We start from the raw sequence: 12,951 nt of genomic DNA, 5'->3' as shown, positions 1-12,951 counted from the left end.
ATGCAGTCACACGTGATTCTCGACCCGCTGGTTAATTCAAATAACCATTTTGCGATGCCGGAAAATCACGTTCCGCCCCAAGCGTGGCTGCTTCGAGCTTTTGATCCCCCCGCCAATCCGAATGTTTCGAGAAAAAGTTTTTTGCTCGGCATCGGTGGTTTGGGAGCCATTTTTTGTGCCTTGGCAACCTTCTTGCCGGGCGTGCAATGGTTGGTGGAGGATTCGTCACCGTTCGCAAGAACGTTTTATCCCGGGATGATCGCAGGACAAATCATCGTTTGTCCGCTGATTGCGCTATTCAGCCTTTGCATTGTCACGGCGGTGTTGTGGCACGGGCGAGTCTTGATCCGTTTTTCAGCGGCGCTGTTTTCAATCTTTTTCGGAACATTCACACTATTCCTTGTCTGGATGCCCGAGAGTCCCGATCCAAATGTTTCGGCACTTCTTTTCCAATCCACCATCGTTGCGTTTTTATCGATCGCATCGATCGCAATTGTGTTCCAGTGGTGGACGCCATGGTCGGCATCGCAATTCCGCGGTCACTTTGAACCGATTCGGCCGATGGGCATTCAAGCGATCATTGAGTTAACCGTGATCGCAGCGATTGCTTTTGCGGTCGCCACACCAATGAGATCGACGGACACACCCGAAGCAATTCTCTACGCCGGGATAGCGGGGGTTGTGTTGGGTGCAATCGCAATCGCAGCGATGTCATCATGGTTGCCAAAGCAAGCCCGATCGCTTCGAGGCACGTTTTGGGTCGCGACCAGTTGCTTTGTCGCAGTCTATGCGACGAACTCGATCTTCGTAATGAACGAATTTGGCGTGGGACAGCTTGGTGCATCGTTCCCATCGGTTCTTGCGTTAACGGTACTGGGCACGGCAATGCTTACTGGCACCTTGTGGCTAGGAATGGATTGGCTGCGAGCCACGGGCTGGTATTTCTTCAATCGCAAAGCACCCGTGATGGGCGATTATCCCATTGGAGCATTTTGCTACACCAAAGCCATGTTTCTCAAAAAACGCGCGTCAGAGATGGCGGGCGACATACGATGGGAGGGATGCGATGAGTCAACCGTGATCGATGAGCAGTACCCCGTGGACGCTTGGGTGCTTCCCAAATTAGATCTGCCGAATGGTAGCTCGATAGAAAGAACCAGTTTAATCGCGGGGTTTGCCGGGCTCTCCATAGCACTTACCGTCCTGTGCATCATGGTTCCCGTGACAATGGAGTTGATCGAGGATTTCTTTCCTGGCCAACCATCGTTTGCCATGATGATGATTGTGTTCCAATCCATCGCGTTCCCTGGGATGATCCTGTTTTCGCTTGCCATTAGCGCAGCGATGTTTTGGCACGGATCGGTTCTGCTTCGCTTCGCCATCGCCACCTTGATCGTCTCGCCAGGAACGATTGCGTTTGTGATTGCCTATCGTGTCGTGATCAATGCTAACGACATCGACTTCATCGAGGGATTTTGCGCGGTGATGTTTACTCAGATGCTTGCCACTGGATTGGTCGCGGTGGCGATCCAATTTTGGACTCCATGGACGCTCACACACTATCGCGAATCGAGCGAGGCGATACCACCGACGGGGGTTCGATCGATCATCGAATTGACGTTAATCGCAGCAGTAGGCTTCGCCGCATTTGGAGCGATCGATGTTCCTCAATTGCTTGAAGGGCTACTTTTTTTTGCGGCCGTCGGGTTGTTAGCAGGATTGATTTGCATTGGAGCGATAATCGCTTTACTGCAGGGAAAAGAACGGAATAAGCGACGACTCGCTGCCTCTGCAATCACGGCTTTTGTCGCCGCATTCGGTTTCAACGCCTTCTTTGCTGTAATGGAATATGGCTGGTATTCGATTGCTGATTATTTCTTCATTGTTTTGCCAACGTCGATTTACGGAACCGTATTGATTTTGGGGACCGTGTTGCTTTCGATTCATTGGCTGCGCGGTTGTGGATGGCAGTGCGAAAATCGCAAGGAGTTGCTACAACAGGGGCACTATGAATGATCAGCCCAATGACATCCCTGATCGCGACACGCTCGCTGCCGAATACTTTGACAAGATTCCGTACGAACCGTATCCCGTCCAAGAAGAGGCTTTGCTCGCCTATTTCACCAACGAGCAAGGCGTTTTGGTATGTGCACCGACCGGAACGGGAAAAACGTTAATTGCCGAAGCGGCCGTGTACGAAGCGTTGCGGACGGGCAAACGGATGTACTACACCACGCCGTTGATCGCACTGACGGATCAAAAACTTGACGAGCTTCGCCAATCGGCCGTTCGTTGGGGTTTTTCGGCCGACCAAGTGGGATTGGTCACCGGAAACCGCCGGGTCAATCCCGATGCGCCAGTCTTGGTGGTCGTTGCCGAGATCTTGCTCAATCGGCTGCTCAACCCCGAGTCATTCAACTTTGGCGAAGTCTCCTCCGTCGTGATGGACGAATTCCATTGTTTCAATGATCCCGAACGGGGCATTGTTTGGGAATTGACGCTGGGGATGTTGCCGCCGCATATCCGGACGTTGTTGCTCAGTGCGACCGTGGGCAATGCGATGGATTTCACCTCGTGGTTGTACCGTGCCCACAACCGTCGACTGCAGCTAGTCGTCGGCACCGAGCGAAAAGTCCCGCTGCAATATGAATGGGTCGACGACGAAATTTTGGCCGACTTCGCCGAGAAGATCGCTGCGGGTGACGAAACCGCTCGCCGGACGCCGGCTCTGCTGTTTTGTTTTAGCCGCTCGCAATGCTGGACCACAGCGGAACTGCTCAAAGGCAAGAAGCTAATCGACAAACCCCGACAAGCCGAATTGGCCGACTACTTGAACGCAGCCGATATGAGCGAAGGAGCCGGCCCGAAGTTGAAAGCAATTTTGATGCGAGGCGTCGGTGTACATCATGCGGGTGTGTTGCCGCGATACCGCCGCATCGTCGAGGAATTGTTTCAACGTAAACTCCTTTCGTTTTGTGTCTGTACCGAAACATTGGCCGCCGGGATTAACCTGCCTGCCCGAAGCGTTGTCCTGCCGAGCCTGCTAAAAGGACCACGTGATAAAAAGAAACTAGTCGATGCAGCTTCGGCTCAGCAAATTTTTGGCCGCGCCGGTCGGCCTCAATTCGACGATCGCGGCTACGTCTTTTCGCTGGCTCACGAAGACGATGTAAAAATCAACAAGTGGCGTGAAAAGTTCGATCAGATCCCCGATGACACGAAAGATCCAGGGCTACTAAAGGCGAAGAAAAAGCTCAAGAAAAAAATGCCCAAACGGCGGGCTGGAGAATCGTATTGGACGGCTTCGCAATTCGAACAATTGCAGCTGGCTGCGTCGGCCAATCTGTCCAGCCGCGGACGATTACCGTGGCGGTTGTTGGCTTACTTATTGGGCCAAGACTCAGCGGTGCAACCGATTCGCGATCTCGTCGCTCGCCGACTGTTACCACCAAAGGGGATCGAAGAAGCTCAGCGTGATTTAAATCGAATGCTAATCACGTTGTGGTCAGCTGGCTACGTCGAGCTTGATCCAAAACCGCGAGCTGCTCAGCCAAAGGCAATGAAGCCGAAAGCGGATCCAACAGAGGCACCGCCCGCGACCGAGGGGCTGTTTGGCCAAATTTTGGACCAAATGCGAGAAGGCGATTCTAGAAAACCCGAAGTGGAAACGGAAGAAAATCAAGACCCGAGTTTAATCGAAAGTCGTGGATACGAAGTCGACGATTACCAACCCCAACATGCTCGTCCGACCGAGCGGCTCGAACGATTGGTGCATTTGCGAAGCATCAATCCACTGTTTGGCGTTTATTTGGCAGATCAATTGGCGATCGCCGATCCGAACGAACGGATCGCGGCTCTCGAAAGTGTTTTGGAAGTCCCTGGGACCGTCGCTCGGTTCACTCACATGCCTTCGTACGACGATATGCCGGCGGGGACGTTGGCAACAACCCGACTCGATCCTCAACTATTGAAGTTAGGCTTGGCGACGGCCGAAGAACTTGGCGCGAAAAGTGACGATGAGGAAGAGGAGGTTCGCGACCGTGGGTTTGGCCGAGTCATGTTCGAAGAGCCGAAGGTTTGGCCGCTGACCATTGGAGAAAAATTACTCCGCCTGTTCCGAGATGCGTTTCCGCGAGTGCATAACGTCAATGTACGGCCGGTTTGGATCGTAGGAGAATTGCTCGAATTTGGTGGCGACTTCAACAAATACGTTACGGCTCGAAAGCTACAAAAAGAAGAAGGCATTTTGTTTCGACATTGCTTGCGAATGATCCTTCTACTCGACGAAATGGCAAACGTACCGCCGGCCGAATCCACCGTGGACACGTGGGAAGACCCGCTCGATGATTTAGCCGATTTGTTGACCGAAGCGTGCCGCAATATCGACCCGCAAAGCACGGACGAAATGCTGGCCGATGCGAAAAGCCCCGTCGATGACCTCGTCGGCTTAGGACGAAGGAACCAGTAGCATGGCGTTTGATTTCCGATCGGTAATGAGCGGCAAACGCAAAGACTCACTCGCAGTGTTGATGCGAACCGGCTTGTCGATCGCAAAGTTGCCCTATGGGCTAGGAGTGTGGTATCGCAATCTTAGTTTTGACAACGGTCGCAACGAAATTCATCGCTGTGGCGTTCCCGTCATCAGCGTCGGCAACTTAACCACGGGGGGAACAGGAAAAACGCCGATCGTTTGCTTTTTGGCGAAATGGTTTCGTAGCAAAGGTGTCCGTGTCGCAATTGTCAGCCGCGGTTACGGACGCGGTGAAAGTGGTTCCAATGACGAGGCGATGGAATTGCATGCCCGATTGCCCGATGTGCCTCATGTGCAAGACCCCGACCGCGTCGAAGCGGCACGAATTGCAGTCGAAGAATTGCAAACTGAATTGATCTTGATGGACGATGGTTTTCAGCATCGTCGTTTGCATCGCAATCTCGATATCGTCGTCGTCGATGCAACCGAACCATTTGGGTTTGGACATTTGTTACCGCGAGGCCTACTACGCGAACCGTTGTCGAGTTTGCGGCGCGCCGACATCGTGATGCTGTCTCGTTCCGATGCCGTTAGTGAAGAACGAACCGTTGAAATCACCCAGAGAATTCATCATGTGAAAGCGGATATTCCGGTGGTTCGTTGCACGCACGCGCCGACGTCACTACTCGAGTATCCCGATCAAACTCGGCCATTAGCGGATATCGCGGGCCAGAACATTGCGGTCGTTTCGGCGATTGGAAACCCCGAAGCCTTCAAAGAGACACTGCGAAAGTGTGGAGCCAACATTATCGATTCGCGTGACTTGCCCGACCATGACGCCTATTCGCCCGAGACAGTCAAAGGGATTCGCGAGTGGTGCCGTTCTTTCGTTGCCCCGGTTTCGATGATCGTCTGCACGCACAAGGATTTAGTGAAGTTGTGCACAGACCAACTGGGCGGAGTCCCCGTTGCAGCTTTACTAGTTGAATTGAAGCTCACATCGGATGCGAAAGTGCTAGAGAGAAAGCTCAAAGCAGCCTTACCGACCGAGAGCTAAGCACCACGTTATAAATCGACGAACTAATCGGCGGCAGCGAACTACCCACTAAGAACCTAAAAGAAAAGGGGCCTACAAGCAGAGGGTCCCCGCAATCAAAACAAACTCGTTCCCAGGTCGTTGGCCCGGGAACAAGTGCTTGGATAAACAAGTGCTTGGATATAGGTCTTTCGCGAACGAAAACCGTGCAACTCGAACTACGGAGTTTCACCAGCAGGAGTTTCGACGCCGGTGGTCGTGTTGCTGCTTGGTGTTTCAACTGCCATCGTGGTATTCGATTCGGTTGCTTCTTCAACCGTTACATCGGTCGATACGTCAGGTTTCTTCGCTGGCGGTTGGCAACCAACAGCGACCACGAGTAAAGCGGCAGCAAAGGTGGTCGTTAGAATCGTTACGAAGTTTCGCACTGTCTTAATCCTCAGTCTCAGAGTGTTGTATAGAAGTCATGTTTCGCCGTAGCGATGCATTTACTCACTTGGCTCTATTCTAAGCAAGCCTCGCACCGCCGTCAGGCATCAACGAACACTAACAGTGGAATCGCTTTTCGTAGAATTTGAAGGGGAGGACCCAAATAATCCTCAGTTTCCCCACCTAAAACCAACGAAGTGGGGCATCTTGTAACGGTCATGGTGATGCAGTGCGTCGTTAGACTCCGACTTTCTACCTAAAGCCATCGATTTGGCTGCGACTCTCCGACGCACCCTCTGTATTTTCGAAGTGAGTAACCATGAACGTCCGTTTTCCTTTTGTGATCATGATCGCTGCTACTACCTTTTCGCTGTGTACCGGTTTTCTTGGCATGCATCAACGTTCTTTTGCACAGGAAAACGAATTCGGGGACGTCGTCGATGTGCTCGACGATTTTGGTTCCATGGAGAAACCGGTCAAAGCAGACGCGGATGACCAACTCGAACGATCGAATCTGTTCGAATCGTTGTCTTCAAGTCCATCACGCGTGTCGCCACCCATTCCATCGGGTCCAACCGATACAAGTGAACTTCGTTCGAGAATGACCCCTGCCGAAATGCGGCAAGCCAGAGCGATGCTGCAAGCTCAACAGCGACTCGCCCGCCTTGAGAACCGCTTATGGACGGGATACGAACCGCTACGCCCCCGCTGGAACTCGATCCCGATGACCAGCAGTCCCTATCCAATCCGTCGGACCATCTATGTTCCCATCTACGTCCGGAACTAAATCGTGGCGGCAACGAGATTGATTGGCCGCAACACGATTAGTTGGCCGCAACACGATTGGTTGGCCGCAACACGGTTGGTAGGCCGGAGCGTGATGGCGGGCGGCTGATGGCAGAGCGAGAATGGGGAATCACGCGGGGTTGCGCCGTGGTGGTTCACGGTATCGCGTGGCGGCGATTCACAGTCATTTAACCAAATTCCAAAGAAACTTGGCGTGCCACGTTGACGGATTGGTACGGTTGAACCTACCATACGCGGCTCAAATCAATCGAATTCCCCCTCTCTATGGACCCCCAGAGATGGCCGTCCCAAAACGAAAACACTCCAACGCCCGCACGGGCTCACGTCGCGCTCACGATCACGTCAAACGACGTCAAGTGACATATTGCCCTCAATGCAGCTCCGCTGTGCCAACACACACGGTTTGCCCAAAATGCGGGTATTACCAAGGTCGTACCGTTGTTGAGCAAGCAGAAGAGTAACATCGGATCACTCGGTCTTCTGGTCTAAAAGACTCAGCTTCGAGGTCGAAAGACTCCGTTTTCTGAGCTTTCCATGGACGAGTCCCTTTTTCAGACGATCTGCTCTCAATCTCTCTTCGCAGCGTATCTCACGCTCTCTTAATCTCTACCGAAGGAGCCAATAGTGGCACTCGATGTGGAATCCCCTGGCATTTTGTTCCCTGGACAAGGTGCCCAGGCAGTCGGCATGGGCAAGTGGCTTTGCGAACAATACCCTGACGCACGCCGTCGTTTTGACGCCGCGTCCGAAGTTCTGGGGTATGACCTCGCAAGCCTTTGTTTCGATGGCCCAGCAGAAAAACTAAATTTGACCGAATTTTGCCAACCGGCGTTGTTTGTCGTTGGCATCGCTGCGGCAGACGTCTTGGCCACTTTACGGCCTGAGTTGATCCAATCGATCAAAGCCGCCGCTGGCTTAAGCCTTGGCGAATACACTGCGGTTTGCTTTGCTGGCGGAATGAAGTTCGAAGACGCCGTTCGCGTCGTCCAACGTCGTGGTGAAGCGATGCAGGCTGCTTCCAATGTGGTCGGCAGCGGAATGGCAAGTGTCGTCGGACTGGATCTTGAAAAAGTTCAATCGGTTTGCGACCAAGCTCGCGAAGAAGGCGAAGTGCTTCGCCCAGCGAATCTACTTTGCCCAGGCAATATCGCGATTTCAGGCCATTTGTCGGCAATCGATCGCGTCGAACCGATCGCCGCCGAGGCGGGCGCGATGAAAGTGATCCGTCTAACGGTCGCGGGTGCGTTCCATACTTCGCTAATGCAATCGGCGGTCGAAAAGTTGGCCGAAGCTCTTGACCAAATCGAAATCACCGACATGCGGATACCGGTCTATAGCAACGTCGACGGTAAGCCGCATACCAAAGCAAGCGAAATCAAGGACTTGCTGAGCCGCCAAGTCGTCAATCCCGTCCTCTGGGAAGCATCGGTCCGGCAAATGATGGACGATGGAATCGAAGGCTTCATCGAAGCCGGGACCGGAAAAATCCTGCAAGGGACTCTGAAGCGAATCAAACGCAAGACACCAATGGAAGGCTTTGGTGACGGTTGATCCTAATCGGGCGACCTTCAACGGGGCCAATTTTGGCGGACGGAAGGGCCCTTTGTTTCCAAAATTTTCGAAAGAACCCAAAAGATGCAATTGTCGATTTCCGTAGACCTGAAAGATCAAGTAGCAATTGTGACCGGCGCGTCACAGGGCCTGGGCAAAGCAATCGCCGTGGCAATGGGCCAAAACGGGGCCAAAGTCGTCTGCATGGCGAGAAACGCGGAGAAATTGGCTACCACCGTCAACGAGATTGAGGCCGCAGGTGGCTCTGCTGAAGCCGTTTCCGTCGATGTGACCGATCGCAAAGCGGCTGCTGAAGCCATCAATGATGTCAAGAAAAAACATGGCCGGCTCGATATCTTGGTCAACAATGCCGGGATTACTCGCGACAAGTTAATGCGAGGGATGTCGGACGAGGAATGGGACGACGTCATCGCCACGAACCTGACGAGCTGTTTCGTCTGCTGTCGCGCCGCCGCTGGGATCATGCGGAAGGCGAAATATGGCCGAATCATCAATATGTCGAGCATTTCGGGGATGATCGGAAACCCTGGCCAAGCAAATTACTCGGCTAGCAAAGCGGGGATGATTGGCATGACGCGGACAATGAGCAAGGAATTGGTCAACCGCGGCGTGACCGTCAACGCGATTTCTCCGGGATTTATTGCCAGCGAAATGACCAAAGAACTCGGCGATGTGATTCTCGACGAAGTCAAAAAACGGATTCCCGCCAAGCGAATGGGCGAACCGGAAGATGTCGCAGCGGCGGCTTTATTCCTGGCGTCCAAGGATGCGGGCTATATTTCCGGCCAAACACTCGTCGTGGACGGCGGAATGATCGGTTAATTCACCGCGGTCGCCACAACGCAACCTGCCGGAGATGGAAAAACACGGCACTTCCGCCCCAGAAAGGCCCTTCGGTGTATTGACGGGATTTAGCTGTTTGACCTATTCTTTTCCGCGAAAGCATTGGTTGTCACCGGGCTCTAATTTATTCAGATCACCGGTTTTACGAATTTGGTCTTCACCAGATCCTAACCGCCATACCTTCCTCCCCATTTCACACATTTGCTGACATTTCCCCTGGAGTATAGCCCATGGCTAGCGTCGAAGAACGCGTCGTCGATATCGTTGCTGAACAACTTGGCGTCGACAAAGACAAGATCACACTCGAAACTTCGTTTGTAAACGATCTAGGTGCCGATTCGCTCGATACCGTTGAATTGGTAATGGAACTTGAAGAAGAGTTCGACATCAGCATTCCTGATGAAGCTGCTGAAAAGATCCAAAAGGTTGGCGAAGCGGTCGCCTTTATCGAAAGCTCCAAAGGCGAAGATGTATAAGTTCGCCCCGAACTTGATGACATCTCCCCATCGAGCCAGACGCTTCAATCAACTTTGATGTTGATGATTTTGCCGCCCAAGAATGTTGCCACCGCCCGAAACACAGGTGAGTGCGATATTTCAAAGGCGGCATTTATTTTATGCCTAATGAACGTTATCCGTCAGAAGCAACGAAGATCAGTCAAAAGCAACGAAGCCCTTGCTTTGTTACCGCTCCATTTTTTTGTCCATACATCCTGCAATTTAATTTTTTCTTGAAGGCTCTTTTCGATGCAAACGCGGTCGGCACGTCGTGTGGTTATTACTGGTATGGGCGTGGTTACGCCGCTCGGAGTCGATGTTGCGACGGTTTGGCAGCGATTGGTTGCTGGTGAGTCGGGTGTCCATCCACTAACAATTCTTAACACGAAAAAATACAAAATCCATTTCGGCGGCGACATTCCCGATTTTAATCTGGATGGCATTGTGGAACGACGCGAGGTCAAACGTCTCGACCGTTTTACTCAATTTGCTGTACACGCCGGCCATCAAGCGATCAACGATTCGAAGATTGATTTTGATTCGGTCGATCGACTTCTCTGCGGTGTCGTGATCGGCAGTGGCGTAGGTGGACTGAGTGAGATCGAAGCTCAAATTGAAAAGATGATTAAGAAGGGACCTGACCGAGTCAGCCCCTTCACCGTCCCAAAGATGATGCTCAACGCGGCTGGCGGAAACATCTCAATCACCTATGGCCTTCGTGGCCCGAACTATGCAGTCGCCACCGCTTGCGCAAGTGCGACCAACGCGATGGGCGAAGCACTCCGTAGCATTCGCCTTGGTGAGACCAACGTCATGGTTACGGGCGGCAGCGAAGCAGCGATCACGCCAATGGGCTTAGCGGCCTTCCAAAACATGAAAGCCCTTTCCACTCGGAACGACGATCCACCGGCCGCTTCGCGTCCATTCGACGCTGGCCGCGATGGGTTCGTCATGGGCGAAGGCGCAGGCGTGCTCGTCTTTGAAGAACTCGAACATGCCCTCGCTCGCAAAGCGCACATCTACGCCGAAGTCCTTGGGTTTGGAACCACTAGCGACGCGGGCCACATTACCGCCCCAGACCCACACGGCACCGGAGCCTCTGCGGCAATGCAGGCTGCAATTGACGACGCAGGAATCGAACCCACCGCCGTCGATTACATCAATGCTCACGGAACCAGCACGCCATTAGGCGACAAAGCAGAAACCCAGGCAATCAAGAAAGTATTCGGTGACCACGCCTACAAGCTTTCGGTTAGCAGTACCAAAAGTGCATTGGGGCATTCGCTCGGTGCCAGTGGCGGAATCGAAGCAGTCATGACTTGCAAGATGATGGAGAACTCGCGGATCGCGCCAACGATTAATCTCGAAACGCCGGATCCTGATTGCGATTTAGATTACACGCCGAACACGGCAAGAGATCGTGCCATCAATATCGCAATGAGCAATAGCTTCGGCTTCGGCGGCCATAACGCGTGCATCGTCCTGGCAAAGCATAACGGCTGATCGACCGGCTGTAGGTCGCTCCGGCGTTCGTTACGCGGGGATAGGGCTAAGAACGCGTTGGCGTTGCAGAAGACATGGCGTTGCAGAAGACATGGCGTCTTTTTTCAGCTCCATGCAATGCCTTTCGCCCTGAGTGGCCCCATTACAAGAAGCCTCAATTAGGCCAGAAATTCGCGACGCACGCGGGTGACGTACTCTAGTAACGGACGGACCTGGTTATTCGCGTCGATCATACCGCAGTGGCTCAGGACGTGTGGCTCCGCATCGGACCACCCTTCCCAAACAATCGCATGCACACAGTGCTTTGCCAATAGCGTGCGGATCATCGGACCAGCAATACGAAGCTGATCGCTACGGCAATCTAAATCTGCTGGTGTCGCCGCCAAAGTTTCAACTGGGTAGGACGAACGCTCGTCGAAGCCACGATCACCGGGGACAGCGAGTTGTACCATCAACGGCATTCCTAAAGTCGCCCAGCGATCGATCATTTGACCAAAGTCGACCGCAGTTCGTGGCAGCGTTGCACCGCGAGCATAATTGACTCGCACATCCAACCCGATCCCCGCCATTCCAAGCCCGCTACGCGCGAGCGCATCAGCAAAGTGCAGGGGAGAAATGCCGTCACGATGATTGGCCAAATATTCGCCGAAAGGTTGATCAAAACTCATGATCGCCGGCGTATTGGGATCGTTTCGCCGGACAGTTTGCAATATCCCCACCGCCAATCGCATCACTTGTTCGTCATCAAGTTCAAGCGGCCCCGGCGTATTGAGCCCTGATGCGCAATTCCAAAGTTGAACCGATCCACGTAGCTTTAACACCGTCCGTTCAACAAATTGACACACCGACGCCAGCAGGGATTCGAAGTCTTCTTCGAGCAGGTATAACCAATGCGGCAGCAGTCGCTCGCGAAAATCAACCAACGGCCCACCGATCACACGAAGTCCCTTGGAGGCACACCAACCGATCGATTCTTCGACTGCATCGTAATCAAAGCGTCCCGAATCTGTTTCGATGTCCGCCCAACTAATTCGCACCGCAGCTGCGTTGAATGCCGAACAAAACGCGTCTGCATGCTGAGTCGTCTTGGGGCTTGGCGGCACCACCGCTGCGGCCATCAACGTCCCAATGTTCGTTTCCCGCTGCTTGCGAAATGCGATCGACTGCATCGCATAACTATCGCCTAGATCCACCAGCGCTTGGGTAAGCAACGAGATCGATTCGACAGCGATTTCGGAAGCCAATCCCGGATCACCACGTCGCTGGGCTGCGTCAAGAAACCGCTCGGTCCCTTCCTTCAACAGATCATTGAACTTGTCGCTAAGCACCAAACCGGCCCGTTCCCAAGTGTCCGATTGAATTCGTGCACGGAAACAACTCCCCCGAGCCAATTCAAGCATCAGCAGGTGCGATTCATCAATGGGACGCAAACTGCAGGTACTGAGGGTACAGAACCCCACTTTGTCGACCGGACAGGCAATGAAGAGTTTTCCGGACGAGTCGATCCCTCGGGTAATCGTCAAACGTGAACCATTGAATTCACTTCGCGATTGCCATGGGACACCTTCAATTCCGCAAATGTACGCATCATTCCACAAGGATTGGTTGATCAGCTCTTGAACGCTATCGGGGACGTCGAAATGAAACTGTCCCATTGTGTGAAGCCAAACAATCCGAGGAAAAAAGACGAAAGACGCAAAAAAACAATGCCGCTGCGACCGCTGGGCTCCCACACGCCTGTTTTCAAATAATCACAAGGGTGGAAGAGCCGAATTAGTATACTTTGTCGTCAC

At 53.1% G+C, this 12,951-nt stretch carries 11 protein-coding genes; 9 read left to right on the top strand and 2 right to left on the bottom strand.

The window, feature by feature from the left end:
- The 3 genes from CA13_RS23425 to lpxK are packed head-to-tail and all read left to right on the top strand — an operon-like array spanning position 1 to position 5,528.
- Positions 1-2,016: a hypothetical protein gene (locus CA13_RS23425; RefSeq protein WP_146400818.1), complete on the top strand. Its 2,016-nt coding sequence runs from the start codon at positions 1-3 to the stop codon at positions 2,014-2,016.
- Positions 2,009-4,468 (top strand): DEAD/DEAH box helicase, encoded by a 2,460-nt coding sequence (locus tag CA13_RS23420; protein WP_146400817.1) that lies wholly within the window; start codon positions 2,009-2,011, stop codon positions 4,466-4,468. The genes CA13_RS23425 and CA13_RS23420 overlap by 8 nt, the downstream gene beginning before the upstream one ends.
- 1 nt (position 4,469) lies before the next feature.
- Positions 4,470-5,528 (top strand): tetraacyldisaccharide 4'-kinase, encoded by a 1,059-nt coding sequence (gene lpxK, locus CA13_RS23415; protein WP_146400815.1) that lies wholly within the window; start codon positions 4,470-4,472, stop codon positions 5,526-5,528.
- 197 nt (positions 5,529-5,725) lie between these two features.
- On the opposite strand, the gene CA13_RS23410 is transcribed toward lpxK, so the two are convergent.
- A complete protein-coding gene (locus CA13_RS23410) occupies positions 5,726-5,935 on the bottom strand; it encodes a hypothetical protein (RefSeq protein WP_419194730.1) in 210 nt (69 codons plus the stop codon).
- A 320-nt stretch (positions 5,936-6,255) separates the two neighbouring features.
- On the opposite strand from CA13_RS23410, the gene CA13_RS23405 reads away from it, so the two are divergent.
- From CA13_RS23405 to fabF, 6 genes are all read left to right on the top strand, one after another.
- Positions 6,256-6,723 (top strand): hypothetical protein, encoded by a 468-nt coding sequence (locus CA13_RS23405; RefSeq protein ID WP_146400811.1) that lies wholly within the window; start codon positions 6,256-6,258, stop codon positions 6,721-6,723.
- A 121-nt stretch (positions 6,724-6,844) separates the two neighbouring features.
- Positions 6,845-7,204 carry a 50S ribosomal protein L32 gene (gene rpmF / locus CA13_RS35535; protein WP_419194729.1) on the top strand — a complete coding sequence of 120 codons (360 nt, stop codon included), beginning with the start codon at positions 6,845-6,847 and terminating at the stop codon, positions 7,202-7,204.
- Positions 7,205-7,367: 163 nt separating this feature from the next.
- Positions 7,368-8,294, top strand: coding sequence for an ACP S-malonyltransferase (gene fabD / locus CA13_RS23395; protein ID WP_146400807.1), 927 nt, complete (start codon positions 7,368-7,370; stop codon positions 8,292-8,294).
- Between the two features lie 84 nt (positions 8,295-8,378).
- On the top strand, positions 8,379-9,137 hold the full coding sequence (gene fabG / locus CA13_RS23390) for a 3-oxoacyl-[acyl-carrier-protein] reductase (protein ID WP_146400805.1): 759 nt from the start codon (positions 8,379-8,381) through the stop codon (positions 9,135-9,137).
- 251 nt (positions 9,138-9,388) lie between these two features.
- On the top strand, positions 9,389-9,634 hold the full coding sequence (locus CA13_RS23385; protein ID WP_146400803.1) for an acyl carrier protein: 246 nt from the start codon (positions 9,389-9,391) through the stop codon (positions 9,632-9,634).
- A gap of 270 nt (positions 9,635-9,904) precedes the next feature.
- A complete protein-coding gene (fabF, locus tag CA13_RS23380) occupies positions 9,905-11,158 on the top strand; it encodes a beta-ketoacyl-ACP synthase II (RefSeq protein ID WP_146400801.1) in 1,254 nt (417 codons plus the stop codon).
- Between the two features lie 158 nt (positions 11,159-11,316).
- On the opposite strand, the gene CA13_RS23375 is transcribed toward fabF, so the two are convergent.
- A complete protein-coding gene (locus tag CA13_RS23375; protein ID WP_146400799.1) occupies positions 11,317-12,813 on the bottom strand; it encodes a glycoside hydrolase family 10 in 1,497 nt (498 codons plus the stop codon).
- Between the last annotated feature and the right edge of the window lie 138 nt (positions 12,814-12,951).

Source organism: Novipirellula herctigrandis, assembly GCA_007859835.1.
GTDB classification, from domain to species: Bacteria; Planctomycetota; Planctomycetia; order Pirellulales; family Pirellulaceae; genus Novipirellula_A; species Novipirellula_A herctigrandis.
Note: the sequence above shows the minus strand (reverse complement) of the source record. Positions and strands in the feature narration are given on the sequence as shown.

Excerpts from the sequence above, each read along its gene's own strand:
- rpmF (WP_419194729.1), top strand. The coding sequence starts at position 6,845 with ATGGGGAATCACGCGGGGTTGCGCCGTGGTGGTTCACGGTATCGCGTG.
- CA13_RS23425 (WP_146400818.1), top strand. The coding sequence starts at position 1 with ATGCAGTCACACGTGATTCTCGACCCGCTGGTTAATTCAAATAACCAT.
- lpxK (WP_146400815.1), top strand. The coding sequence starts at position 4,470 with ATGGCGTTTGATTTCCGATCGGTAATGAGCGGCAAACGCAAAGACTCA.
- fabG (WP_146400805.1), top strand. The coding sequence starts at position 8,379 with ATGCAATTGTCGATTTCCGTAGACCTGAAAGATCAAGTAGCAATTGTG.
- CA13_RS23385 (WP_146400803.1), top strand. The coding sequence starts at position 9,389 with ATGGCTAGCGTCGAAGAACGCGTCGTCGATATCGTTGCTGAACAACTT.
- CA13_RS23405 (WP_146400811.1), top strand. The coding sequence starts at position 6,256 with ATGAACGTCCGTTTTCCTTTTGTGATCATGATCGCTGCTACTACCTTT.
- CA13_RS23375 (WP_146400799.1), bottom strand. The coding sequence starts at position 12,813 with ATGGGACAGTTTCATTTCGACGTCCCCGATAGCGTTCAAGAGCTGATC.
- fabF (WP_146400801.1), top strand. The coding sequence starts at position 9,905 with ATGCAAACGCGGTCGGCACGTCGTGTGGTTATTACTGGTATGGGCGTG.
- CA13_RS23420 (WP_146400817.1), top strand. The coding sequence starts at position 2,009 with ATGAATGATCAGCCCAATGACATCCCTGATCGCGACACGCTCGCTGCC.